The following is a 24,459-nucleotide window of genomic DNA, read 5'->3' on the forward strand; positions in this document are numbered from 1 at the left end:
GGGATCGACGGGATCGCAGAGTCCTAGGCGGGAGCGTTAAGTGGCCAAGCGGTTGGACCTCAAGGACGTCAATATCTACTACGGGACGTTTCACGCGGTCGCCGAGGTGTCGCTGTCAGTGCTGCCGCGCAGCGTCACGGCGTTCATCGGCGCTTCGGGCTGCGGCAAGACGACGGTGTTGCGCACGCTGAACCGGATGCATGAAGTGATACCCGGCGCCCGCGTCGAAGGCACCGTGCTGCTCGACGACGAAAACATCTACAGCCCGGGCGTCGACCCGGTAGGTGTGCGCCGGGCAATCGGGATGGTGTTCCAGCGTCCGAACCCGTTTCCCGCGATGTCGATTCGCAACAACGTGGTTGCCGGCCTCAAGCTTCAGGGTGTGCGCAACCGCAAGGTGCTCGATGACACCGCCGAACATTCATTGCGTGGCGCCAACCTCTGGGATGAAGTCAAAGACCGGCTAGACAAGCCTGGCGGCGGATTGTCGGGGGGACAGCAGCAACGGTTGTGCATCGCACGGGCCATCGCCGTGCAGCCCGATGTTCTGCTCATGGACGAGCCATGCTCAGCGCTGGACCCCATCTCGACGATGGCGATCGAAGATCTGATCAGCGAGCTAAAGCAGCAGTACACCATCGTCATCGTCACCCACAACATGCAGCAGGCTGCTCGGGTAAGTGATCAGACGGCGTTCTTCAACCTAGAAGCTGCTGGTAAGCCGGGGCGCCTGGTAGAGATCGACGACACCGAAAAAGTCTTCTCCAACCCCACCGAGAAGGCCACCGAGGACTACATCTCCGGCCGCTTCGGCTAGGTCGGTGTTTCGTCGTCGGGGAATCTACCGGTTGCTTGGAAGATGACGCGGCGCGCCACTTCAACCGCGTGATCGGCGAAGCGTTCGTAGAATCGGCCCAGCAAGGTCACGTCGACTGCGGCTGCCACGCCGTGTTTCCATTCACGATCCATCAGCACACTGAACAAGTGCCGATGCAAATCGTCCATCGCGTCGTCTTCTTCGTGAATCTTGGCCGCTTTCTCCGGGTCGCGCGATAGCACCACTTCTTGCGCGCTAGTGCCCAACTCGACTGCGACCCTGCCCATCTCGGAAAAATAGCCGTTGACTTCTTCGGGCAACGCGTGCTGCGGATGCCGACGACGGGCAATCTTGGCGACGTGCAGGGCCAGTGCGCCCATCCGGTCGATATCGGCCACCATCTGGATGGCGCTCACGATGGCCCTGAGGTCACCGGCGACTGGCGCCTGCAAGGCCAGCAGCACAAAAGCGCTTTCCTCGGCGTTGGCGCTGCGCGTCGCTATCTTTTCGTGGTCGGAGATCACCTGTTCGGCGAGGACCAGATCAGCTTGCAGTAAAGCCTGGGTTGCCCGCTCCATGGCGATTCCGGCCAGCCCGCACATCTCGCCGAGTCGCTCGGACAATTCCGTGAGCTGCTCATGGTAGGCCGTACGCATGTGATCAAGCCTACGTTCTTGCTAGCGGAAAGGCCCGATACACGCTGCAGGGTCGCTCATTTACAGGTGGTATCGGCGGCGTTGGTGAGCGTCAGGTCCTCTGGCAGTTTGACTGGTGTGCCGTCTGAGTCGCGGGTTATCTGCAGGTTGACCGAGGAGCCGCTGGGCGGGGGAGCGTTTACCGAGCCAAAGTCGAAGTCTGGGCCGAGCACCACCTGAACCACGTGGCCAATTCCGGTGATTCGGGCGACTTTTGACGTGGCGAACGACGACGCGACCGTGGCGGCAGCGTGTTCGTTGCCGGGTGAAAAGAACACCGTCGTGGCCTGCAGCGAACTCGGATAGTCGTCGGGCGTTTTCACGTTGAAACCGTTTAGCTCTAGTTGCTCAGCGGCCGAGGCGGCCAGACCGGTGGTACCGGTCCCATTCGAGACCTGCACGGTGACGTCTTGGGGTGAGGTTGTGGTTACCTGACGGGTTTGATTCTCGGTGGTGAGGTCGGCCTGAGGCGTCTTGGCGGTGGTGGTGGCTGTGATGGTCGGTGTCTTGCCGAGCCGCTGGGCGTTTGCATCGTTTTCCAGCGGCAGCGGATCATCGTTGATGATCGCCGAAAACAGTGCCTTCATGTCGGCCTTGCGCGGGGGTTCGTCGCCGTTCTCGTCGGTCACGCCTGTTGGCACGGTGACAAAAGTGATGTGTCCAGCGGCAATGCCCTGCAGCGATCGCCCCAGTTTGATCAGGTCCTTGGTTCTGATGTTGTCGACATAGCTGTCGCCGATGAACATGTTGACCACATTGTTCAGCTTGTTGGGGCTAAGCAATGTGTTCTCGGAGATCAGCGAGCGCAACAGTGACGACAAGAACAACTGCTGGCGTTTGATGCGCCCGTAGTCGCCGTTGACCTCGGTGGTGACCTGGCGAGCCCGGACGTAGTCCAATGCTGTTGCGCCGTTGATGACCTGCCGTCCCGCGCGTGCGAGCACTGTGCCCAGTTCGTAGTCCCGCAGCGGGGTGGTGCTGCACACCTCGACGCCGCCGAGGGCCTCGACCATCTTTGCGAATCCGACGAAATCCACCGCGATGAACCGGTTGATGCTCAAGCCGGACAGCTTCTGAATTTCCTTCACCAGACATTTCGGGCCGCCGAAGGCGAACGACGAGTTCAGCTTGGTTTCGGTATAAACCATTCTGGGGCTGTAGGTTCCCGTCTGCTCGTCGTAGAGGGAGCCGTACTCGCCGGTATCGGGGTTCCAGGCTTCGCATTTGATTGGGGTGGTTGCCAGGTCTCTGGGGAACGACACCACGACAACGCGTTTGCGGTTGGCCGGAATGTTGACCAGCATCACGCTGTCCGAACGGGCCCCGCCGGCGTCACTCGCGTCGCCGGCGCCGATGTTGGCGTTCGCGCCGGCACGCGAGTCCATGCCGACGATCAAGAAGTTCTCATCGCCGTACTGCCCGCCGGGGTCGACAATGTCGTCTGAATGTGGATCTAGCGCGCTCACGGTGTTCAACCGGTTGTTTTTCGATGTGCTCCATTGCCATGCTCCGCCGGTCACGGCCAACGCCAGCGCCGCGACCAGGGCTGCCAGCAAACGCCCGGCCAGCAATATTGAGCGTCGCGACTTTGGCTTGCGTTCGGCTGTCGAGGGCGCGGGAACCGCCGTGGCGCGGATCCGCGCCGGCGCCACCCGTGCTGCCGAGCGCCGCAGCTTGCTGGCGGGCGTGGTCTCAGAGTGGTCTTCGTCGCTATCCGGGTCGCCGGGGCGGTGCGCGGTGCCCAGGTCGGGTAGCTCAGCGAGGAATTCGAGTGCGTGGGTTGGGATCTTGATCGAATCGGTGTCTTGTTCGTCGGTGTCGTCCGAGACGTGCCGGTTCATGTCAGGCTCGTCTTCCGGCGCGCCATGACGAGAAGCGGGCTGGGTAGACGTGGGGGTGCCCAGTTTGCTGATCAGGTCGGCGACGCTGACGGTGCCGCTGATGTGTAAGCCCACAGTTTCTGCATCGTCGGTTTCTGAATCGCCGGCTTCAGGAGCACTGGGGGACCGGGGTGCCTCGCCTTCAATATCTTCAGTGTCTTCAATATCTTCAATGGGTGGTTGCACTGGCCATTGCCGGGTGTCTTCTTCGTTCGGCTTTTCGGAGAACCATTCCCACGGCACGGCGGCTGACTGCGGCGGATTTGGGGTACCGCGTTGGTCGTCGGGCCCACCGCCGCGTGTGCTGCGGCGGTCAGGAGTGGCGTCATCCCCGCCGTCACTCATGTTCTACTGGCCTCCGAAAGTCTGGCGCGGACCTCAGCGGCGTCCGTGCGCGCAGGTCAGCGCCGCGCCGCGGGTTTGCTGGGTGAAACCCGGCAAGGCTTCATATCGTACTGACTTATTGGCGACGGCGCGATTTCGAGAATGTCTCGTTTTCGCCGCCATCGCTCGATTTGTCCACTGCCGTCGTTCGGATCTATCCGCCAGAGTGCATGACGTCTGCTCCGTGCGGCACCTGGCAGTCGTCGCGGTCGTCGAGCCAACCCTCGGGAAGTGCCACCCGGGCAGGTGAACCTTGCCGACCCCGTGGGCCGGTCGCGGCTTTCGGGAACGGAACTGAGCGGTCCAACTGGTCGAGCAGGCAGTCCAGCTCGTCGAAAGTCTTCACCAGAGCCAGTGCGCGCCGCAGTTCAGATCCGGCCGGGAAGCCATGTAGGTACCAGGCGATGTGTTTGCGGATATCGCGCATGCCCTTATCGCCGCCGAAGTGTGCGATGAGCAGCTGGCCATGCCGACGAATGATGTCGGCGACCTCGCCGAGCGTCGGCGCGGTCGGTGCCGCGCAGTTGGTGAACGCGGCCGACAACTCGGCGAAAAGCCATGGCCGGCCTAGGCATCCGCGACCGACCACAACGCCGTCGCATCCGGTGGTGGCCATCATCGTCAGTGCATCGCTGGCATCGTAGATGTCCCCGTTGCCGAGTACCGGGATGGTCGTCACGTGCTGCTTGAGCTGGGCTATCTGCTCCCAGTCGGCGGTGCCGGAGTAGCGCTGTGCCGCGGTGCGCGCGTGCAACGCGACCGCGGCCGCGCCTTCGGCCTCAGCAATGCGGCCAGCGTCGAGGTGCGTGTGGTGATCGTCGTCGATGCCGACGCGGAACTTAACGGTCACCGGAATGTCGGTGCCTTCGGTGGCGCGCACCGCCGCGGCGACGATGCGGCCGAACAGCCGCCGTTTGAACGGCAACGCCGCGCCGCCGCCGCGCCTGGTCACCTTGGGCACCGGGCAGCCGAAATTCATGTCGATGTGATCGGCGATGCCTTCGTGAGCGACCATCCGGGCAGCAGCGTATGTGGTGTCAGGGTCGACGGTGTAGAGCTGCAACGAACGAGGCGACTCGTCTGGCGAGAAGGTCGTCATATGCATGGTGACCGGATGCCGCTCGACGAGCGCCCGCGCGGTCACCATCTCGCAGACGTACAGTCCGCTGATCGTGCCGACCTTCGCCTGCTCGATTTCACGACATAGCGTGCGGAACGCGACGTTGGTCACGCCGGCCATCGGAGCCAAGACAACCGGGCTGGCGAGCTCGATCGGGCCGATGCGCACCGCTTGCTACCGGCCGCTCATTTTCAGCGTCCCTTTGGTGGTGAGCACTTTGCGGGCGGTGTTCTTACTGTTCTCGGACCGCTTGGCTTCACGCTCAAGATAGCGTTGCTTGGAGACCTCGAACTTGTCGCAGGCAGCCTCGAGTTCCTCGATGTGCGCACCGATGTCGTCGCGCATCCGGGCGGCCTCGCCAGTGAAGTCTTCGCGCTCGAGAATTCGCCATTTCTTCAACACCGGCATGACAACGTCATCGAGGTGGATGCGGATGTCGTAGACGCCGCCAACAGCGATCATCACCGCTTTGCGCCGGAACTCGGGCACCAGGAAACCGGGCATCTGGAAATTCAGCAGGATCTTGTGCAGCGATTTCATTGCCGTGTTGGGCGCCAGTTCGATACCGGCTTCGCTGACGTCCCGGTAGAAGATCATGTGCAGGTTTTCGTCGGCCGATATCTTAGACATCAGCTGTTCGGCGATCGTGTCGTTGCAGGCTTTGCCGGTGTTGCGGTGCGAGACCCGGGTGGCTAGCTCTTGAAACGAGACGTAGAGGATCGAGTCGAACAAGCTCTCGGCGAAGAGCCCGCCCTGATGATTCTGGCCCGGGCTGAAGCCCCGGTTGACCACCTCGATGCGAAGCTTCTCCAATTCGACTGGGTCGACAGCGCGGGTCACCACGAGGTAGTCGCGCAGCGCGATTCCATGCCGGTTTTCCTCGGCGGTCCAGCGGTTGACCCACTGCCCCCAGGCGCCGTCCATTCCCATGTTCATCGCGATCTCGCGGTGGTAGGACGGCAGATTGTCTTCGGTGACCAGGTTTTGGACCATCGCCACCTGGGCGACGTCGGAGAGCTGGCTTTGCTCGGGCTCCCAATCTTGCCCGCCGAGAGCGTAGTAGTTTTTACCGTCTGACCACGGGATGTAGTCGTGCGGATTCCAGTTCTTGTGCATGTTCAGGTGGCGGTTCATGTACTTCTCGACTACCGGTTCAAGCTCATGCAGCAGCTGCAGATCGGTCGGCTCAGCTGGCATGGATCCTCCGGATATCTGTGTCGATGGGTTGCATTCAATATATCTGTGTACTGAGGTATCAACAAGCTGGTGCCCGGCGTGGTGCGCTGGACGCGCCGACGGCCTGGAAGGTTTATTTTGCCTGGTTATCGCGGAGATTCTTGGGGCTTTGCTGTGCGGGCTCAGATTGGGTGCAATGAGTCCGCGGTGGGCACGTTCAATCGCGTGGCCCGGACGGCATCCGGCTTGCGGCTGTGCTGAACAGCAGGTCGACGCAGTAGTCGATGAGCTGCTGGCGGGTAGTTCCGAGTTGCCCGTTCAGGTAGCCGGTAAACAGGGCGGTAAGAGCACCGATCAAGCTGGTGGCTACCAGCTTTTGCATAATCGGATCGTCGATGCGCGACAGCTTGCACTGCAACAATTCAATGAAGCCACTCATCCATTCCGAACCGGACTGGGTCAGTACCGGCTCTACCTCGGGGGACAGCAAGAGCACACGTCCGCGCACCGGGTCGTCGACCATCAACGCGACGAATCGCTCGACGGCTTCGCGTGGCGTTTGCGCGGCGGTCAGGGTTGTCATTGCCTGCGCGCAGACGTCGTCGTAGACCGCGCGGACAAACTGGTCGCGGTCGGCGAAGCTCTCGTAGAAGTAGCGTTCGGTCAGCTCGGCTTGCCGGCAGACTGCCCGAACCGTCAGCGACGGCCCGTCTTCGCTGCCGAGCAGCCGCACGCCTGCGGCTATCAGATTCTCGCGGCGTACGGCGAGGCGACTCTCCAGGGGGACACCAGACCAGCGGCCCCGTCTTTGACCGGTGGGCACATCGCTCCTAAACTCCATAGTGACAGCGTGTGTAGTCAGAATTTCAAAGCCAAGGAATATCCTGTGACTCAAGACACATCCGCTCCTCATCCTCTTACCAGTTCCGCGGCGGGTTTGGGGTCGTTTTCGGCGGCCGCCGAAGAGATTTCGGATGCCGGTCGGTCTGATGGTGTGTCGGCGGGCTGTCCGGTGTCGCCGTTGGGCTATGCGGCGCCGCCGCTGCCGTTGGGCCCGCACTCATTGACATGGCGGTATTTCGGCGACTGGCGGGGCATGCTGCAGGGTCCGTGGGCGGGATCGATGCAGAACATGCACCCCCAGCTGGGCGCGGCGGTCGAGGACTACTCGACGTTCTTCAGGGAGCGCTGGCCCCGGCTGCTGCGGTCGTTGTACCCGATCGGCGGCGTTGTGTTCGATGGCGACCGTGCCCCGACCACCGCCGCTGAAGTGCGCGACTATCACGTCGATATCAAGGGTGTCGACGCTGTTGGCCGGCGTTACCATGCGTTGAACCCCGACGTCTTCTACTGGGCGCATGCCACCTTCTTCGTTGGTGCACTTCACGTAGCCGAGCGGTTCTGCGGCGGCGTGACCGAGGCGCAGAAGCGTCAGATGTTTGATGAACACGTTCAGTGGTACCGCATGTATGGGATGAGTATGCGCCCGGTGCCGGCGTCGTGGGAGGAATTCCAGGCCTACTGGGATCACATGTGTTGCAACGTGCTGGAGAGCAACACGGCGGCGCGTGCGGTGCTTGATCTGAGCGAACTACCGAAACCGCCATTTGCCCAATGGATTCCGGATTGGTTGTGGGCGGCGCAACGCAGACTGCTGGGCCCATTCTTTGTATGGCTGACCGTTGGTCTCTACGATCCACCGGTGCGGACTCTGATGGGCTATCAGTGGTCGAGGCGCGACGAATGGCTGCATCGACGGTTCGGCGACATTGTCCGCGTCGTTTTCGCGTTTGTTCCGCGCCGAATGCAGAAGCATCCGCGGGCTCGTGCCGGCTGGGATCGTGCAACCGGGCGCATACCTGCTGATGCCCCGTTAGTGCAGACCCCGGCACGCAACCTGCCTCCGCTCGATGAGCGGGACAACCCGATGCACTACTGCCCCGAGGTATAGCCCGAAGCCGTTGTGTCGCTGGGGGCCGCGGGTGCTGCCTTACGCGTGGGCGTGACTGTGCATGTGTTCAAGGCCGACCTGATGGAGGTGTCGGTGGCTGTGCTCGGTGCCGTCGGCGTGCACGTGCTGGTGTTCATGCGTGACGTGGTCGTGTTCGTGGGTTGTGTGCGCGTGCGTATGAGCTGATCCGCCATGTGGATGCTCGTGGGTGTGCGGTGCGTCGTGGCTGTGCTCGGTTGTCATGGCGGTTATCTCCTTGTGTGAATTATGTTGTGCTCCGCGTGGATTGGTTTAGCCGGCCCGTGATGGGTCAGCTACTGCCTGCGGCTTGTCGCCGCGGTGGTGACGCGGGATTCCGGGCCCGGCGTGCTCGGCGTTGTAGACGGCATCGACGACGAGCTGGCGCACGTGTTCGTTTTCCAGGCTGTAGAAGATCGTGGTTCCGTCGCGGCGGGTGCTTACCAGCCGCGCCATTCGAAGTTTCGCCAGATGTTGCGACACCGAAGGCGCGGGTTTGCCCACATGCTCGGCGAGTTCGTTGACCGACATTTCTTGGTTCGTCAGCGACCACAGAACCTGCACGCGGGTGGCGTCGGCGAGCATCCGGAAAACTTCGACCACGAGACCGACCTGGTCCTCAGGTAGCCGCAATGGCCCATTATCTGCGTGCATACGCAAATAATAGCTGGAGCGCGCCGCGGCGGGGTCAAGACCGGAGGTGCTTAGTCTGGTGGAACCACCGTCGCATTGCGCTGGCCGCCGTTGTATTCCTGCCAGAACCGGTAGACGTCGACAGCGGCTTCTCGCGGCTGGTAGCGCATCGGCAGGCGGCGCTGTTCCCAGGATTTAGTGAATTCGCCGTAGAACGTTGAGAGCTCGAAGTATTTGCGGTCGTCGAGGTAGTGCGGCTCGTAGGCGTCACGCGAGGTCAAAAAGACGACCTCGTCGGGTGAGCAGTAGTAGAGCGATCCCAGGCACATCGGGCACGGATGGGCCAGCGTGTAGATGATGGTGCCGACCAGATGTTCGGTGCCCAGCTTGATGCATGCCGCACGTATGGCGAGGATCTCGGCATGCGCGGTGGGGTCGTTGGTTTGGGCAACTTTGTTGGCGCTCTCGGCGAGAACTTCGCCCGCCTTGACGATGACGGCCGCGAAGGGGCGACCACCCTCGGTGACGTTTTGGCGGGCGAGGTTAATTGTTCGCTGCGCGAAGTCGGTCATCGGTTTGGTTCCTCCGGTCCGCTGGCGCCGGCAGCTTCAGATGGCGCTAGTCCAGATGATGTGAAGGGTAATCCGGGGTGCGCAAAATTGCCCGTTCGACCGCGGGGATTTTGCGACCAGGGGTGGGTGGCGCAGCTATGCGCGCCCGGTAGCGGCCACCAGCGGGCGACGCGGACTTGTGGTGGCTCGATGCAGGCTTCGCGACACTGCCGGGCTATTGGCGAAGAAGGTCCTCTTTGAGGCGATCGGTAAGCGTTTCCTGAAACACCGTCTGGGCCGGGCCGTACAGATTCTGAAATGTTGACACCAGCGCATCGCGGTTGTATTCGGGAATGGATCCGGTTGGAGTCCAAAAGCTGTCGATGTCCATCAGAAAGAATGGTCCATTTTGGGCAGGCGTTGATCGGCGCAGATGGTAATTCGGATCGAGCGCCTGGCCGACTCCGGGGCCGTAGCGCACGATGAGCGATTTGCCTGGCTGGGCCTCTCGGTAGACGGCGGCGCCCTGCCATTCGGTGAGGAGCAGCCCGCCAGGAGTGAGGCGATGGGGCCCGAGGAGCTGCTCGTCGATCCAATTGCTCCACTCGATGCGGCCGTCGACTCCCGCTGGGACGCGAACCTCAAGAACATATCGCAAGCCGATGCGTTCGACTCCGACGATGGATGAGACTCGGGTGCGGGCATCCGCGACCCGCATTACCACTTCACAGAAAGCGTCGAAACTGCTGTAGGCGGTAGTTTCGACGACGATCGCCTGGTCTTTCAGGGAGGCGGCAAGGGTGTTGTCGCGGTTGACGTAGCGGACGAATCGATTTGTGACCGGGCTCGGCGCCGCTCCAGGGGCCGTTACCCCCCAATTGGTGTCCTGCGCCTGGCGTTCGATCGGCAGGTCGTCGGCGAGCAGCTGTTTGAGTTCTCGGCTTGCTGTCTCGCTGAGCGCATCCGCGGTCGGGTGGCGGACTTCCATTGTCACCAGGGCGACGGGCGCGTTGGGCTGGGCGTCATCCTGATTAGTTTCGGGAAGCATGTTCGGAAGCATAGCGAAGCTGTCGCGAAAGCATGGCTAACTGGCGCTATGAATTAGCGGTCGTATCTTGTGCTCGCAGCGTGTCGAAATTCGACGGTAACCTGCCCGATCATCGGGTGCGTCCGGTAGTGGGGCGTTAGCAGGCTGGCGGTGGGCGTTGGTGTGCCCCAGCAGGACTCGGCCCGGCGACTGCGGGCGTATTGCCCGCGGTAAAGCTGACGTCATGTGTTGTGTTTCGCCGTGTGAACCGTATCAAGGCGGGTGCATAGGGATCATGGATTGGCCACATCGGCCATCGTTTGGACACCGGTTGGACACAAATCCGGGTGACGTAAAACGCAAACGCCGCACCACGGGGTCGGTGGACTGTTGTGCTGTACCAACGGCGCATGTGCCGATCAAGACTGCAAAGCCTCGAAGCAGGTTCCCGGCGACGCCGAAGTCATTGCCTTGCAAGACGAAGCTGTGTCACTGGCCGTTGCCGTTACCATCGCGGGGGACGGCTAGCGGCTTGGGCTCAGGGCGTCGACCAGCGCGCGGATGTGTTCGATCGCAATGTCGTAGCCCGGAAAATACACACAAACACGCTGCGCGACCGCGCCAAAGCGGCGCCGAATCTCGTCGGCGCACTGCTCGGGTGTGCCGCAGATCGCGAGTGTGGTCAACACGTCATCGTCGATGAGCTTGGTCATTTCGTCGATCTGCACCTTTTTGGACAACGCGTTGAGGCGCGGCTGCAGCTCGCCGCGTCCCTCGACGTCAAGCACGGGGCGGTAGGCCGGTGTTGACCCGTAGAACGCCAGCAGCATGCGCACTCCGGCCGCCGCGGCGGCCTGTTCCTGCTCGGTGCGGCCCATGGCGAGGATCGCTTGGGGCACAATCTCGAAATCGGCTTCGTCGCGCTGCGCCCGAGCCAAACCCGCCCGCACCGCCGGCAAGGTGCGATCGTGGAAGTGGCGAGCGGAATTGAACGGCATCACCAACAGGCCGTCGGCCACCTCGGCGGCCGTTCGCGTCATGACCGGCCCCAGCGCCCCCAGGTAGATCGGGGGCATCCCGTACGGGTTTGGTCCCGGGTTGAACATCGGCGGCATCAGGGTGTGCTTGGTGAACTCGCCCCGGAAGTCGAGTCGCTCGTTGTGCTGCCAGGCGGCAAAGATCGCCCGTATCGCCAGAACGGTCTCGCGCATCCGCGCGGCAGGCCGATTCCAGGTAGCGCCGTAGCGGTTCTCGATATGGGGGCGGATTTGCGGGCCCAGTCCGAGCCGGAACCGTCCACGGGAAAGCAGCTGCAGATCGTAGGCGATGTGAGCCAGGTGCATCGGGCTGCGGGGCAGGGCGATCGCGACGTTCGTCATGAGTTCGACGTTGGTTGTGGCGGCGGCCGCTAAAGGAAGACATCTCACGAAGTTAAAAGTCAAGCCACGAGCGAGGGAGGAGGTGGAAAGGCTAGATGTTCGGTGTAGTGCTGGCCGGTTTGCAGGCAGTGGTGGAGTTGGCCGAGGAATTTGTTGAACAGATGTCGTTGGGCTTGGTGGTTCCAGTCTCCTGCGGCGCGGCGGGTGTCGTAGTGGCGACGGGCGCCCGGCGAGGCGCGCAGCGATGCCAAAGCCCAGATGGGACCCACGGCGGCCAGGCGCCGGTTCTTGATATGGCGGTGCAACACGAGGGTTTTCTTGCCGCTGGCGCGGGTGATCGGCGCGGCTCCGGCGAATGCTTTCAGTCCGCGGGCGTCGGTGAAGCGGGCGCGGTCATCACCGATCTCGGCGAGTACCCGGGCACCGGCCAGGTTCCCCAGTCCGGGGAAGCTGGTGATGATCGTGGAGTCCGGGTGCTGCTCAAAATGGGCGGTTGCCGCCTCGGCGAGATCAGCAGCAGTGGTGCAGGCAGCCTCGAACTGACCCAGCAGCCCTGCCAATTGGATACCCATCGCGTTCTCCACGACCGGTGGTTGGTGCAGGTAGGTGTCGGTGAACACCTCCCGCAACCGTTCGATGTCACGGTCGAGATGGCGGCGGCGGCCGGCCTTGGCCAGCAGTCGGCGCAGTCGGGCCGGGGTCAGCTTGGTCGCCTGGGTGGGGGTTGGTGCAGCAGCCAAGATGGTGCGCGCATCTCGACGAGCCAGCCCGCCCTCGGGCAGGTCGGCGAACGCGGTGATGGCCGCCGGGTAGAAATCTTTGAGCACATCGCGAATCTGGTTGCCGATGTGTTGACGTGCCCATACCGCGTCTTGCTGAGCGCGGGCCAGCACCCGGATCGCCTGGGCCAACTCGGTGTCGGCGGGCAATGGGCGGTGCGCGCCGGGGTCGGTGCGCACAATATTGGCCAGCAGCACCGCGTCGGCACCATCGGATTTGGCCCCCGACACCGCATACCGTGCCCGATACCGCGAAGCCGCCAACGGGTTGATCGGATAAATCACCCGGCCAGTTTCTCGCAGCGCCGCCACCCACAGGCCACGATCAGTTTCCATCCCCACTGGTATCGGATCAGCGGCACTGTCACCGGCCTCAGCCAGCAACGTCAACAGCTGCGCGAACCCGGCCGCATCATTGCCCAGCCGTGCACGGGCTACCACCCTCCCGTCGTCATCAACCACAGCAACATCGTGATGCTCAGTAGCCCAGTCGATTCCACAAAACAAGCCCAAGACGTCCTCACTTTTTCGTCGGTGGATGGTTGCGCCGTTACCGGTGGACTCACGCGGCGCCCTAATCGCGGGACTCCAAGGTCCGTCATCTCACTAGCCGTCCGTGACTCCAGCACATCGCAGGACTTCGTTCTGTCGAAGAGCTCAAGGCTCGAGAACAACCATCAGGAAGTCACCCCTGCGACGGGCTCGGGCAACGGAATCTCACCACCAACCCGACAAGACCTGCCGCCAGACGCGCCGCTCTTTCTCAAGTCGTCGAACGACGGGAACACCAGACGTCACCTGACGGCAGATCCCGCAAGAAACAGGCCCCGGTCACCAACACCCGGACCGGTAACCAATCCCTACTAAACGATTAGGAACACATCGTGTGGGCCCTCAAACGTGAACAGGCCGCGGATGCCCGCACCGGCCAGTTCGTGTGCGCGTTCGACGGCATGATCGGGTCGCCCGTCGAGCTGTACGTGCACAAACAACGTCCGAGAACCCCCTATGCCGTGCCCAGCGGCTCAGCGCGATTGATCCTCCACCTCAACGAGACACGTTAGCCCATGTGTGTGGCCGAAGCCGGCCCGCTGGGTGGGCTGTGGGGTGATCCGGCCCGGTGGGTGGCTTCGCGGTGCGGCGACCACGCGATCGCGCTGCGGTGCAGCCGCGGGAGTGGCATGCTTCGCGGCAATGCGCCAACATCCCCGCTGCCGCGGGGGTAATGAGTACTCTGCGTTGTTATTTGGCTGCATCACAGAGCAGTGGGCCGTATTGCGGAAAATTCATGGCGCCGTTTCGGATTGGACCGGAGGACCGCGAATGGCCAACTCTAGAGTTTATGATGCAATCGTTGTCGGGGTGGGAGCGATGGGCAGTGCTGCGCTCTACCAGCTGGCGAAAAGGGGTAAACGCGTTCTCGGTATTGAGCGATTCGATTCGCCGAATAACATGAGTTCGCATTTTGGGTATACCCGCCTGATTCGACGCACTCACTCAGAAGATCCCGCGATGGCTCCGTTGTCGACCCGTGCCTATGAGCTGTGGCGTGACCTCGAACTCGAGTCCGAGAAGGTGAACCAGCTCCTGCATTGCAATGGTGTCGTTGATTGGGGACTACCCGACAATTCACTGGTGGTCGGTAGTCAGACGGCCTGCCGGGTGAATAATTTCGACTTCGAAGTGCTCGATGGGCAGAGCCTGTCGCGGCGATTTCCTGGCTTTGGCCTGCACCCGGAAATGATTGGGGTATATCAGCCCGAGGGAGGGTTTCTGCTTCCAGAGAAGTGCATCGAGGCATTCGGATTCCAAGCGCAACGGTACGGCGCGGAGCTGCATACCCACGAGTGCGTGCTGGACTGGGACACCACACCTGATGGAGGGGTGCGGGTAAGGACCGACACGTCGGCATACGAGGCGGGCTCGTTAGTGATCACGGCGGGACCGTGGGTGAGCACGCTTCTTCCGTCGCTCAAAGGCCAGTGCCTGCCCCAGCGGCAGGTGCTTTCCTGGTTTCAAACCGAACGGCCGGCCATCTACACTCCGCAGCGATTCCCCGTCTTCAACCTCGCGATTGACTCAGGTCCGCTGCAAGGCCATTACTACGGATTTCCCGAGGTTGGTGTTCCCGGCTTCAAGATCGGCCGCATGAACCATTTAGGTGGAAGTGTTGACCCGGATAGCGTCAACCGAGAAACGGACAGCCGGGACGTAGAGCTGCTGAGGGAGACCACGGCCAAATACTTTCCCAAGGCGGCGGGTAAGACGTTGTCCACCTATGTCTGCCTATGGACCAACACGCCACCGGCCATGAGCCCGGACTTTGAAACATCGTGGCGAGCATTGTTCATTATCGATACCCTGCCCGAAGCTCCCCAGGTGTCCTTCTTCGCCGGAGACGTTGGCAAAGGATTCAAGTTCTCCAGCGTGGTCGGTGAGATTCTTGCTGACCTAAGCAGCGAAGGTGAAACCTCCCATGAGATCGCGATTTTCAGATCACTCAGTAAGGCAACGGGATGAGCTTTCCCGCGGCGTCGTCCGGTGAAGGTGCTGGTGGTATCTCACTTTTCGATCACCATGGCCGCAGCCCCGCGAAAGGCGCCGATGAGTGAGCGTGTGTCCGCGATCCGCCGTGCGGTGGCCATCTTGGGCTGCTGCGTTGCGATGTCCGCTTGCGGCGCGACACGTACTGAGCCAGTGTCGAGTGGCAGCATCGACTCGTTGACCGTCAGCGTCGATGACGTGCGTCGCATCGCCGGCTTTGACGGCCTCTGGTCGAAGCCGGGGTCAGAGCAGCGTTCGCCGCGTCATTTTGATTCGGATGCTCCGGCCCCATGCCGGGCAGTGTTCGGGCGAGCCGTCGCGTTTGGCAGCGACTGGGCGCAGTTTCGGTCGGTGACGTATGACGGAACAACCAACACCGGCCCTGGCCAATTGCACCTGATGGCTGTGGTCGGCCAGGCTGTCGGAATCTATCCCAGCGAGCACGCGGCGCGTAACGCGTTTGATCGGCTCATACCGCCGCTTACGGCATGTTCAAAGCTGAACGTCAAGCACTACGATTTCACCATCAACAACCTGGATTCCTCCACCGTGGCGCTCAACTCCGATCTGTGGAATGTCATGTATCGCGTGCAGTCTTCGGTGTTGATTGACGTCTCGGTGTTGGGTATTCAAAACTCAGAGCAGACTGCTCATAACGTGCTGGGGGCGATCAGCGATCGCCTTGGATAGTTTCGCGACTCGGCCCCCGCGGGATGGCCACATGAACGCAAGTTTTCGTGCTGACGGTATGGGTGTCGCCGTGCGGTTGGGAATCTATGGTCGTCGAGGCTGCGACGATGATCAGGCACGAAGGCTTCGAGCACTGTGGCGATCGCCACTTCGACCAGAATCAGTGTTGTGGCGTTGCCCCAGGCCTTAAGCGCCGTCTTGGATGCGTCGTTCCTGTGGCCACGCCAGCTCGGCGGCCTTGGCGAGGGTCGCATTCGTTGTTGCAGCCGTCTCGGTCGCGTCTCATCGCTGGTGTAAATGGTCACGGGCGTAGGTTCCGTCGCAACCGACGAAAGCTATGAAGGAGGGGCTACGCCCGTGACCAAGCGAGTATCGCCGATTGAGCGTGTGCGTGTTGAGATGGATCAGTTGTTCGCCGCGACCGAGCGGCCGTTGACCGAGATTTTGGAGGAGGTCGGGCGGTTATCGGTGCGTCTGGTGTTTCAGGTCGCCGTGGAGGCCGAGGTAGAAGCAGTGTTGGGCCGAGCCCGTCACCAGCGTCGGGTTCAGGACGGCCCGGGCGGGTACCGCAATGGGTATCAACCGCCGGCGACGGTGAAGACCACGATGGGCTCGGTCGAATTATGCCGCCCGAAACTACGCGACACCGACGAGCGGTTCTGTTCGCGGCTATTCGGTGCCGGGGTGACGCGCACCCACGCTCTGGAGGCGTTGGTGATTTCGGGATGGGTGCGCGGTTTGTCGGATCGCGACATCGAGGCCGCGTTGGCCGAGGTGCTGGGCTCGCAGGCGGCGTTGTCGCGCTCGACGGTGAGCCGGATTTGTGCGGCCATCAAAGACGAGTTCGCTGCGTGGTCGTCTCGACGCCTTGATGAGCTGGTGTTGGACTACCTGTTCTTGGATGCCTCGAACTTTCGGATGCATCCCAACGCCCCGGCCGAGCCGGTGCTGGCCGCCTGGGGCATCTGCACCGACGGCAAGCCCCTGTTTATTGGGCTGGCCCCAGCCGCAGCGGAGTCGGCTGATGCGTGGGCCGACTTCTTGGCTGACCTGAGGAACCGGGGACTACGCCCGCCGCTACTGGGCATCTCCGACGGGGCGCCGGGCCTGATCGCCGCATGGGAGACCACGTTTCCGGCAAGCCTGCGTCAGCGGTGTCTGATCCATCGCTGCCGTAACGTCATCGCCAAGACACCTGTCGCGGTCCAGGACGAGATCAAAGCCGCGTTCTGGTCGATCTTCGATGACATTGACCAGCCACCCGGCCAGCAGGCCGTGGATGAAGCCACCCGCCGCGCCGAGGAGTTCACCACCACATACCGCGGGCTCTACCCAGCCGCGGTCGCTTGCCTGGCCAACGACTTCGCCTCGCTGAGCGTGCATTTGCGCTTCCCCCGCCAACACTGGACACGCATCCGCCATTCCAACCTCATCGAACGCACCTTCGGAGAATCCCGTCGCCGGGTCAAGGTCATCGGCCGCCTACCCGGCGAAACCAGCTGTCTGTCGCTGGTATGGGCCGTCCTCGACCGCGCCAGCCGCGGCTGGCGCGGAGTCACCCAAACATCAGCGACCAGCCGCCACCTCCAAGAACTACGCCACCAACTGCTCGAGCCACCCCGCCCACTGCATCCCCCCACCACAACAACCACGACCGACACCACCGCCGCGTAACATGACCACCAGGAACATGCGCCCAGCGTTTTTACACCAGTCCTAAGACGCCACCGCCGTCTCGGCGTTGAACTGCTGTTGGGCTGCTGTGTCGTCCGGGTCACCGTCATCGACGCTTGTGGGTTAGAGACCGATATCGGCGGGGCCGGGCTTGTTAGAAGATGCCACGCAAGGCGCGAACAGCGTAAAGCTGGGTTGGGCCGGCTGATCGGGCCGCTAGCGGTGTGCCTTGGTTAGCCTGCATTTATGCTCGCCGACTGAGCCGCATAGAACCATGATCTGTGCCCCCACCAGGACTCGAACCTGGGACCTGCGGATTAAAAGTCCGTAGCTCTACCAACTGAGCTATAGGGGCGCGGTGATACAGGATACTGCGTTGGAAACCGAGGCTCGTTTGAGGATTGGACACCCGATAACCTAAGCTGACGTGGCTCACAACGCTAACCACGTTGCGAGTACCCCGGAGAGATTCGGTTCTGGCCCCCTTCGTCTAGCGGCCTAGGACGCCGCCCTTTCAAGGCGGTAGCGCGGGTTCGAATCCCGTAGGGGGTACCTGCGACCTGGCGTCGCGGAGTAAGCAACACAGCAAGGCCCTGTGGCGCAGTTGGTTAGCGCGCCGCCCTGTCACGGCGGAGGTCGCGGGTTCGAGTCCCGTCAGGGTCGCCAACGCAGCGAGGTACACGCTGCCTTCCGGCCAGGTAGCTCAGTCGGTACGAGCGTCCGCCTGAAAAGCGGAAGGTCGGCGGTTCGATCCCGCCCCTGGCCACACTGTTTGACCTGCACGGACATGGTGACGGCACTCTATGGATGGTTGGTTATGTCCGGTTCCTGTCCGCTGACTTTGTTGGTTGCGGAGTCGTGGAGCCGGTCGAGGTTTGTGGCTACGTGATCGAGTTCATCGGCGTAGAGATCAGTGCCATGTGGCGGCGCCAATTGTTTGATCTAAGGAAACCGCCGTTCGGTCCGGTAATCGCTTGCTCTCCGGGGGCGCGTCCGGCAGTTCGTGTCTTGAGTGCGTCGACGACGAGTTGGGGGACTGGGACGGTTCGCACTGCTGCCCGCGTTTTCGGCGGACCGACGATGATTCGGCCTTCCACGTCTGGCGCGGCCTGGCGGACGTAGAGCCGGCCCTCAAGGTCGACATCGCCGACGCGCAGCCCGACAAGTTCCGACCAGCGCAGGCCGGTAAAGGCCAGGATCGTGACGACGTCGCCCTGGTCGCCACATGCTGCTGCCAGGGCCACGATCGCGACTAAGCTCGTCCCAGCCGATACACGACGTTGGCGGGTAGGCGGCAGACCACCGTCGTCACGCGCAACAGCGCAACCTGGGGTTGGCGGCATCAGAGCTTTGTGAATATTCCTGTAATAGCATTTGGGCCGCCGAGCTGGTGAGAATGTAGGCATGGAGGTCAACGACACCGCGAGAGCCGAAGCGGAGATGGCGGTAGCAAAGCTCTCCATCACACGGGAAACGTTGAGCGCAGCGAAAAACGCCATTCCGAATCCCGGGTTGTTCCGTCGACGAGCCCGCATACGGGCACACCAGGCTCTCGACGGCGCACAACGTGAGTTCCGGCACGCGCTCGAGGGAGTCACGAGGGCCCGCGTCGGTGCGCTCCCAATGTGTTGGGGATTGCTCAGCGATGACATCGAGGAGACCCTTGAGCGCTACGTCGACTTCGCCCCAGAGAGCGCCATCGGGCCAGAGCTTCGCGCGCTGGTCGAGCACATCCGCTCCGAGCTTTTCGCCGCTAGGATTTGCGCACATAACGGTGACCGTGCCCTCGAACAGAAACTCACCCGCGAGCTCGTGCAATGCGTGAATTTGGAACCCCGCGCTGAGCACGCACGGCGACTCCTACACCATCTGCCCGGATCGCAGCGACCAATCCCGGGAGTCGACTTAGGTGCTGTGCGGCGGGCCCTCCAATCCGGACGAGATGTCCCCTTCGCCGACCGTTACTTCCACTACTTGGATACGCCGGGTCTTCTGCGAACACACTTCCTGCGCACTTTCACGGTGTCGTTCAAGAACTCTGACACGCTGGAACTGCACGACATCATCGTCGGGAGCAGCTATGAGAAGCAACACCAGCCGCCGCGCGGCAGAGGACTCGGAACAGCCGCGTTACAACATTTGTGCCGTAGTGCCGACCACTACGGGCTCAACATCGTTGGAAAAATCATGCCCGGAGACCGTACGGAACACTCCGCCGCCCGATTGGCAAAGTGGTACACGAGCAGCGGATTCACCGTTACGCAGCAGACTACGGGCGAGTTCCTGTGGGCCACACTGCATCGGAAGCCGAGAACTGGCGAACAGTGGAATTCGGTCCAGATCTAAGCCGCGCTGCACGGCTTAGCGTTCCAGTCCGAGAGTGGGCAGCATCAGCTGCGTGCTAGTAGGCGGGTGAGTGCGTCCTCGTTGATAATGGGGATACCGTATTCGCGCGCCTTATTGGCCTTGCTGCTGATCGAGTCGGGATCGGCTGCGATCAGGACTCGCGTTCTACGGGTGAGCGACCCGACCAAGATGCCGCGCTGGCCGAGTTCTGCCTCCCATTCGGACCGGGGCCGGCGCATTGCTCCGGTGAGGCACAAAACGTCACCTGCATTGAAAGCGAACTCGGCGTTCGCTTGACGCGCGGGCACAATGGCCAGCGCGGCGTCAACGTGGTCGGGAGTCAATCCGATAAGTTCGGCGACCTGAAGTAGTTCGGCGCGCTCATCATCAGTGACAACCCCATCGGCAAGTGCAACTCTCGCCATCGATCGCAGATATTCCCGATGGATCTCGTCGAGCACCTGGCGTGCCAGGCTGAGCTCCTCAGCTATTTCCACGAGTGCTTCCTCTTCGTGTCGCGATAGGTAGTGATCGAGAAGAGCTGACTCGAGAACCTCGAGATAGGACTCGATCTGGATATCGTCGTGTAGAGGCATGCGCGCGACGATGCGATCAAGCCATGCCGCAGGGCGGCGCTGGGGCTGAGTCCCGCGGACTACCAGTCGCACCTCCGAACCGGTGACGTCCGGCCACTGGAACTCATCGGCGCCGGAGATGTCCCGCGCCCAGGGCGGTGGGGTTCCGCCGATTTTCAGCAGGTGTCTCAGCAGATCTGCTGCGGCGCGGGCATCTGCGAGCGCGGAGTGGGCGTCGGCAAGGACGACGCCGGCGGCATCGCAGCAATCTTGTAGTTTTCGGGACGCGGCCGGAAGCAGGCGCCCAGCCCACTTCATCGTGCAGAACCCTGTGCACCACGGGTTGTCGAGCGCGATGCCGGCACGCCGCAACTCTGCGCCCAGGAAGCGTAGGTCGAACGCGAGGTTGTGGCTGGTCAAAATCCGCCCGCGGAGGTCTCTTAACAACTTTGGAACGACCGAAGCGAAGGTGGGTGCGCCAAGTACGTCGCCCGCACTGATCCCGTGGATGTCAGTACGGCCGACGTCACGGCCGGGATTTAGCAAACTTGACCACTCGTCTTCGATCTCGCCGCCCGACGAAAGCAACACGACACCCACTTCAACCACACGATCGTGGTGGTTGGCAGCGAATCCGGTGGTCTCGAAATCGAGGACTGCGAAGCCGGCCACGTCCACTCCTTTGCTCGCGGCGATCTGTCTTCCGCACAGTAAACGGGAACTTCACAGAAAGCTGGCTGTCCGGCGATCTTGTCTTGGCTGCACCAGCTTCTCGCTTTTGCTCATACCCCCACGCTGAGGGAGGTCGTTGATCCTCCAGCACTGGCGACCTGAGTATTCGGTTTTGAGCTGAGTGCAGGACGCATGCGACTTCATGACGGCAATCGTCGCAGTGGGTGGCTTGTCGCTAGTCGTCGTCGTGCTGGTAGCGATACCACTTGCTTTCGTCGGGATCCCAATAAGCCTGTTCGGTGCCCGGCTCAAAATGATGTCGATATCGGCCGACAGGAGCACGAAGGCCCTCAGTCGGATGCGTTGGAGGCTGACCCCATCGTCCGTCCCACCACGGGATCCAATGAAAGTCCCAAATGTCGTCGTCGGATGGTTGCATCTCCCTAAACATTGCGCCGAGGTTGAAGATGATGTGCAGCATCTTGCGTGCCTCATCGACATCACGGAGTGCTCTAACTAGATCCTCTTCTCGAATCTGTTCGTTGTACCTGTGCTGTAGCCATTTGCCATCTTCGTACTTTTCGAAGCCCTTGCTGCGGACGATGGTCATCACCCGGTGTGGCTGTTCTCCCTCAATCGACTGCACCTCGATCATGTGTGCGAGCTTGTCGCGGACCGCCTTGGCTTCCTTGTAGATCTCGGAGAAGACCTCTGGGAATGCAACTCCCCAGACGCGACGGACAATCTTCTTGTACTCCTTGAGGATGTAGTCGTCGGCATACTTGCCCCTATTCGCGTACGCCACCGCATCCTCACCTTCGAGCGCCAACAACGTGTAGTCCTTCATCAGCGATTGAAGGTCTGTCCACCTGGCGAACATCTTGAGGGCCATCCGTTCCATGCGTGTCATCGTGGCACTGACTGTGGCTAACACATCTGAACGTGTCGCTGAGGGCGTGGCGTCGTATGTACGTGATCGACTGGCGCGCGATGCGCGCGATCAAGATTGACGACAGCCCGCTGCCCAGCGAATTTTTCAACTACACAGGACCTCGGGCCGAAATCTCGCGGGTATACCCGACTCGCACGGCGTTTCGCGCGATCCGAGTTGCGTGTCGGTGCGATCATCCGCAGCATGGAGGCAAACCCGGGTACGGGATCCACGGCTGGGAGCGACCAGCCTGCGGGGTGGCGTCGTGCGATTGGCTGGTGTCGTCGCAATTTGAGGCTATGGAGTGTGCGGTGGTGGACCGAAGTGTTGGCCGGAGAGTTCTTCCTCAGGGTGTGGCCCAACGGCGGGACGGCGATCTTCGTTCGCACACTGTGGATCGCATCGCTCATGTACACCGGTGCGTTGTTGCTTCGCGCGGTGGGATACACCGACTGGTCGTGGGGCATCGACCGGCACAAGCTGCGGGAAGAAATCGCAGCCACCACGACTTGGTTGGGTGCCATCGCCGGTGCTGTGTATACCGCGCTGTATGCCCGCTTCTCCTCCCAGTGGACCTACCTGGCGAATGTTTACAACCAGATAAAGAATGCGATCGTCTCCGCTCCTGGCGAACTCGGCGAGGAGCGAAGGCATGAAATCAGCTATTGGAAGGCCGCTTTCGTCGAGGACGCCCAGGACCTACATTTGGTGCGAAAGAAGATGTTCGCGATGGCGGCGTGGGCATGGCTGCAAGAAGCTCCCGTGGCCGAAAAGTTTGACTCGTACACGGTCGGTGGCACGGCGCGCAGGATCAGACTTCAGAAGCTGCTGAGACACGAATTGCAAAAACAGGATCCGAACTTCCCGCATGTAAGCGCTGATGCACCAGCGCCACCCGGCGATGCATCAATGTCTCCACCTGCAGCAACAGGCCCCCACACGGAGGCCGCGCAGGATCGCCCGCAACAACCCGGAGGCCAGCAAAGTCGGTGACTCCAACCAAGCGCTAGAGGCCGCGTGCAATTGAGCCAACGGGGTCGGCGAACGTTCTCAAAAGGACCGCAACCGATCGAGCGGGGGAGGTCTGCTGACCGGCCGCTAGGCGGCCTTTGCAGTACGGAGCGGCATCGCACGCCAGCCTAAAGCGCCCGCAAGTTGGGATGCGAACGCTGGTCCGTCATTCACGAGCGCGTAGCCACCGGAGAGTCCGCCTTGGCTGCACAGGCTTCGTCGTCGCCGGACCCTTCGTTGCCGCACTTTTCCGGTCGCGACCTCGACGCGCTGGACCGCGCGGTGGGCCGTCCGTGGCGCGACCGCGGTTGGGAAGCGACTGGTGCAATCGCCATATACGGCCTGCGAGCGCGACCAGCGGCGAATGATCCGACGCGCTGCCGAGTACGCGTCTTGCACGATCTCCACGATTACGGTTGCTCGTTGCAACCCGTGAACCCCCCAAAAGCGGCCGGGTCCGTGGCCCGGCTGACGCCAGGCGTGGGGGACGATGTGCTGGTACTCCTTGTTGCCCAACTGGTTCGGTGATGAATGCTTGGTGAAGTAAATCGCCAATCGTTTGGGGTCGCAGGCGCGCAGTCCGTTGCGGATGTCGACGGCGGTGCCGGCGAGTGAGTGGCGTGCGCGTTGATCGGGGTCTGGATGGGCGACGATGTCCGCCCATTCTTGTGACGGCCAGTCCCTGAACTTGCGGCCTGATCGACCGACGGCATGTGGTGGAGCCATCCACAGGTGGATGTGTGGGGCGCCACGGCGTTGAAACTCCAGCTTCCAGATGTAGCGTGCAGGCTCGCCCCACTCGCGATGGAACCGTTTGCGCCACAGCACCATGTGCCGTTTCACGCTGGCCCCGTCTGGCGCTACACATTCCCAGTCGCCGGGGTAGGTCAGTGTCACCATCGCGGGTACACGGCCGCTCTCCACCAGCGGCGTGTAGTCGAGCTCGGCGAAGGTGCGGCACATCGCGGCACGCGACTTACGGGACCATTCGGTGATTTCCCGGTCTGGCGGTTCTGGCCCATCACGACCGGCCTTAATGCGGTCTACCTCGTTCGCCACGTCGAGGCGGCGCCGTTTGATTGCCCGCTTGGACGAGTTTTCCGCGCGAACGGGTCTGGTCCAGCCGAGGCGGACCACGCCGGGGCCGATCGTAATGCGGAACCGGCCAGACTCAGGTTCCGCAGCTAGCCGGTCTCGCCCGTGAACCCATGGCTGCGCCCGTTCAAACAGGGCTGCCGCGGAGGCCACCTTGTCGGGACTAGGGAACCGGAGCCCGAGGGCATCCGTGACCGACAGTTCCGCACCAAGGCCACCCTTGGAGGTGTCGCGGACACTTTTGGCACATATAACAAGCCCGCAATTCCCAGTCGAAGCGCGGCCTCCACCGCGGCCGCCGTCCGACCGACCGCTATCGCTCTCGCGCCCTGCGGCCTTGGCGGCCTCGGGAGCTCGCGGTCTCCCGGCGTCCGCGGCTCCGGCCGCGCTTCTACTGGCCGTACGGGTTGGGTCCAGCCGTGAAGTGGGTCGCTCCGCAGTGGTGGCGTTGGCGCGTACGGTCGACCCTGCGATGCTGGGCATCGGGTACCTACTCCCCGGGAGCCCTCCG

General features: G+C 62.3%; 22 protein-coding genes, 4 tRNA genes and 1 pseudogene. 11 read left to right on the forward strand and 16 right to left on the reverse strand.

The window, feature by feature from the left end; translation table 11 throughout:
* Window positions 1-40 precede the first annotated feature (40 nt).
* The gene (pstB, locus tag ACO07W_RS14275; RefSeq protein ID WP_421844131.1) at window positions 41-817 is read left to right on the forward strand and encodes a phosphate ABC transporter ATP-binding protein PstB; all 777 of its coding nucleotides are present in this window, start codon (window positions 41-43) and stop codon (window positions 815-817) included.
* Here the strand turns inward: pstB and phoU are convergent.
* From phoU to ACO07W_RS14300, 5 genes are all read right to left on the reverse strand, one after another.
* Window positions 814-1,473: a phosphate signaling complex protein PhoU gene (phoU, locus tag ACO07W_RS14280; RefSeq protein WP_421844133.1), complete on the reverse strand. Its 660-nt coding sequence runs from the start codon at window positions 1,471-1,473 to the stop codon at window positions 814-816. The genes pstB and phoU overlap by 4 nt on opposite strands.
* Window positions 1,474-1,529: 56 nt before the next feature.
* Window positions 1,530-3,737, reverse strand: a complete 2,208-nt coding sequence (locus tag ACO07W_RS14285; protein ID WP_421844135.1) for an LCP family protein — start codon at window positions 3,735-3,737, stop codon at window positions 1,530-1,532.
* 193 nt (window positions 3,738-3,930) lie between these two features.
* Entirely contained in the window at window positions 3,931-5,064 is a 1,134-nt protein-coding gene (gene dusB, locus ACO07W_RS14290; protein WP_421844137.1) for a tRNA dihydrouridine synthase DusB, read from the reverse strand.
* Window positions 5,065-5,070: 6 nt separating this feature from the next.
* Window positions 5,071-6,093, reverse strand: a complete 1,023-nt coding sequence (locus tag ACO07W_RS14295) for an acyl-ACP desaturase (protein ID WP_421844139.1) — start codon at window positions 6,091-6,093, stop codon at window positions 5,071-5,073.
* Window positions 6,094-6,289: 196 nt separating this feature from the next.
* On the reverse strand, window positions 6,290-6,895 hold the full coding sequence (locus ACO07W_RS14300; protein ID WP_421845999.1) for a TetR/AcrR family transcriptional regulator: 606 nt from the start codon (window positions 6,893-6,895) through the stop codon (window positions 6,290-6,292).
* A gap of 144 nt (window positions 6,896-7,039) precedes the next feature.
* Here ACO07W_RS14300 and ACO07W_RS14305 point away from each other — a divergent pair, with 144 nt between their 5' ends.
* Complete coding sequence (locus tag ACO07W_RS14305; RefSeq protein ID WP_421846001.1) at window positions 7,040-8,023, forward strand: oxygenase MpaB family protein; 984 nt, start codon at window positions 7,040-7,042, stop codon at window positions 8,021-8,023.
* A 39-nt stretch (window positions 8,024-8,062) separates the two neighbouring features.
* Here ACO07W_RS14305 and ACO07W_RS14310 read toward each other — a convergent pair whose 3' ends face one another.
* From ACO07W_RS14310 to ACO07W_RS14335, 6 genes are all read right to left on the reverse strand, one after another.
* Window positions 8,063-8,266 (reverse strand): zinc transporter Slc39a7, encoded by a 204-nt coding sequence (locus ACO07W_RS14310; protein WP_421844141.1) that lies wholly within the window; start codon window positions 8,264-8,266, stop codon window positions 8,063-8,065.
* A 48-nt stretch (window positions 8,267-8,314) separates the two neighbouring features.
* Window positions 8,315-8,695 (reverse strand): ArsR/SmtB family transcription factor, encoded by a 381-nt coding sequence (locus tag ACO07W_RS14315; RefSeq protein WP_421844143.1) that lies wholly within the window; start codon window positions 8,693-8,695, stop codon window positions 8,315-8,317.
* 50 nt (window positions 8,696-8,745) lie between these two features.
* A complete protein-coding gene (locus ACO07W_RS14320; RefSeq protein WP_421844145.1) occupies window positions 8,746-9,246 on the reverse strand; it encodes a nucleoside deaminase in 501 nt (166 codons plus the stop codon).
* Window positions 9,247-9,460: 214 nt separating this feature from the next.
* A complete protein-coding gene (locus ACO07W_RS14325; RefSeq protein ID WP_421844147.1) occupies window positions 9,461-10,273 on the reverse strand; it encodes a TIGR04255 family protein in 813 nt (270 codons plus the stop codon).
* A gap of 503 nt (window positions 10,274-10,776) precedes the next feature.
* On the reverse strand, window positions 10,777-11,760 hold the full coding sequence (locus ACO07W_RS14330) for a TIGR03617 family F420-dependent LLM class oxidoreductase (RefSeq protein ID WP_421846002.1): 984 nt from the start codon (window positions 11,758-11,760) through the stop codon (window positions 10,777-10,779).
* Complete coding sequence (locus ACO07W_RS14335; protein ID WP_421845748.1) at window positions 11,691-12,917, reverse strand: IS110 family transposase; 1,227 nt, start codon at window positions 12,915-12,917, stop codon at window positions 11,691-11,693. Before ACO07W_RS14335 ends, ACO07W_RS14330 begins: the two co-directional genes overlap by 70 nt.
* A gap of 377 nt (window positions 12,918-13,294) precedes the next feature.
* Here ACO07W_RS14335 and ACO07W_RS14340 point away from each other — a divergent pair, with 377 nt between their 5' ends.
* The 4 genes from ACO07W_RS14340 (at window position 13,295) to ACO07W_RS14355 (ending at window position 17,318) form a co-directional block, all read left to right on the forward strand.
* The gene (locus ACO07W_RS14340; protein ID WP_421844149.1) at window positions 13,295-13,474 is read left to right on the forward strand and encodes a hypothetical protein; all 180 of its coding nucleotides are present in this window, start codon (window positions 13,295-13,297) and stop codon (window positions 13,472-13,474) included.
* Between the two features lie 259 nt (window positions 13,475-13,733).
* The gene (gene solA / locus ACO07W_RS14345) at window positions 13,734-14,930 is read left to right on the forward strand and encodes an N-methyl-L-tryptophan oxidase (RefSeq protein WP_421846003.1); all 1,197 of its coding nucleotides are present in this window, start codon (window positions 13,734-13,736) and stop codon (window positions 14,928-14,930) included.
* A gap of 33 nt (window positions 14,931-14,963) precedes the next feature.
* A complete protein-coding gene (locus tag ACO07W_RS14350; protein ID WP_421844151.1) occupies window positions 14,964-15,644 on the forward strand; it encodes a sensor domain-containing protein in 681 nt (226 codons plus the stop codon).
* Between the two features lie 399 nt (window positions 15,645-16,043).
* Window positions 16,044-17,318, forward strand: a complete 1,275-nt coding sequence (locus ACO07W_RS14355; protein ID WP_421840071.1) for an IS256 family transposase — start codon at window positions 16,044-16,046, stop codon at window positions 17,316-17,318.
* Between the two features lie 282 nt (window positions 17,319-17,600).
* Here ACO07W_RS14355 and ACO07W_RS14360 read toward each other — a convergent pair.
* Window positions 17,601-17,673: transfer RNA gene (locus tag ACO07W_RS14360), tRNA-Lys, on the reverse strand.
* 124 nt (window positions 17,674-17,797) lie between these two features.
* On the opposite strand from ACO07W_RS14360, the gene ACO07W_RS14365 reads away from it, so the two are divergent.
* From ACO07W_RS14365 to ACO07W_RS14375, 3 genes are all read left to right on the forward strand, one after another.
* Window positions 17,798-17,870 (forward strand) — tRNA-Glu (locus ACO07W_RS14365).
* 37 nt (window positions 17,871-17,907) lie between these two features.
* Window positions 17,908-17,984: transfer RNA gene (locus ACO07W_RS14370), tRNA-Asp, on the forward strand.
* Window positions 17,985-18,010: 26 nt separating this feature from the next.
* A tRNA-Phe gene (locus ACO07W_RS14375) sits at window positions 18,011-18,084 on the forward strand.
* Between the two features lie 35 nt (window positions 18,085-18,119).
* On the opposite strand, the pseudogene ACO07W_RS14380 reads toward ACO07W_RS14375, so the two are convergent.
* Window positions 18,120-18,637: pseudogene (locus ACO07W_RS14380) on the reverse strand (site-specific integrase); the annotation flags it as partial.
* Between the two features lie 85 nt (window positions 18,638-18,722).
* Here ACO07W_RS14380 and ACO07W_RS14385 point away from each other — a divergent pair.
* On the forward strand, window positions 18,723-19,664 hold the full coding sequence (locus tag ACO07W_RS14385; RefSeq protein WP_421844153.1) for a hypothetical protein: 942 nt from the start codon (window positions 18,723-18,725) through the stop codon (window positions 19,662-19,664).
* Window positions 19,665-19,708: 44 nt separating this feature from the next.
* Here the strand turns inward: ACO07W_RS14385 and ACO07W_RS14390 are convergent, their stop codons facing one another.
* Both ACO07W_RS14390 and ACO07W_RS14395 read right to left on the reverse strand, forming a co-directional pair.
* The gene (locus ACO07W_RS14390) at window positions 19,709-20,911 is read right to left on the reverse strand and encodes an exonuclease domain-containing protein (protein WP_421844155.1); all 1,203 of its coding nucleotides are present in this window, start codon (window positions 20,909-20,911) and stop codon (window positions 19,709-19,711) included.
* A gap of 235 nt (window positions 20,912-21,146) precedes the next feature.
* A complete protein-coding gene (locus ACO07W_RS14395) occupies window positions 21,147-21,812 on the reverse strand; it encodes a hypothetical protein (protein ID WP_421844157.1) in 666 nt (221 codons plus the stop codon).
* Window positions 21,813-22,148: 336 nt separating this feature from the next.
* On the opposite strand from ACO07W_RS14395, the gene ACO07W_RS14400 reads away from it, so the two are divergent.
* On the forward strand, window positions 22,149-22,835 hold the full coding sequence (locus ACO07W_RS14400) for a hypothetical protein (RefSeq protein WP_421844159.1): 687 nt from the start codon (window positions 22,149-22,151) through the stop codon (window positions 22,833-22,835).
* A gap of 105 nt (window positions 22,836-22,940) precedes the next feature.
* Here ACO07W_RS14400 and ACO07W_RS14405 read toward each other — a convergent pair whose 3' ends face one another.
* The gene (locus ACO07W_RS14405; RefSeq protein WP_421844161.1) at window positions 22,941-24,431 is read right to left on the reverse strand and encodes a rolling circle replication-associated protein; all 1,491 of its coding nucleotides are present in this window, start codon (window positions 24,429-24,431) and stop codon (window positions 22,941-22,943) included.
* Window positions 24,432-24,459 lie beyond the last annotated feature (28 nt).

This window comes from Mycobacterium sp. (assembly GCF_965230835.1).
Classification (GTDB): Bacteria; Actinomycetota; Actinomycetes; order Mycobacteriales; family Mycobacteriaceae; genus Mycobacterium.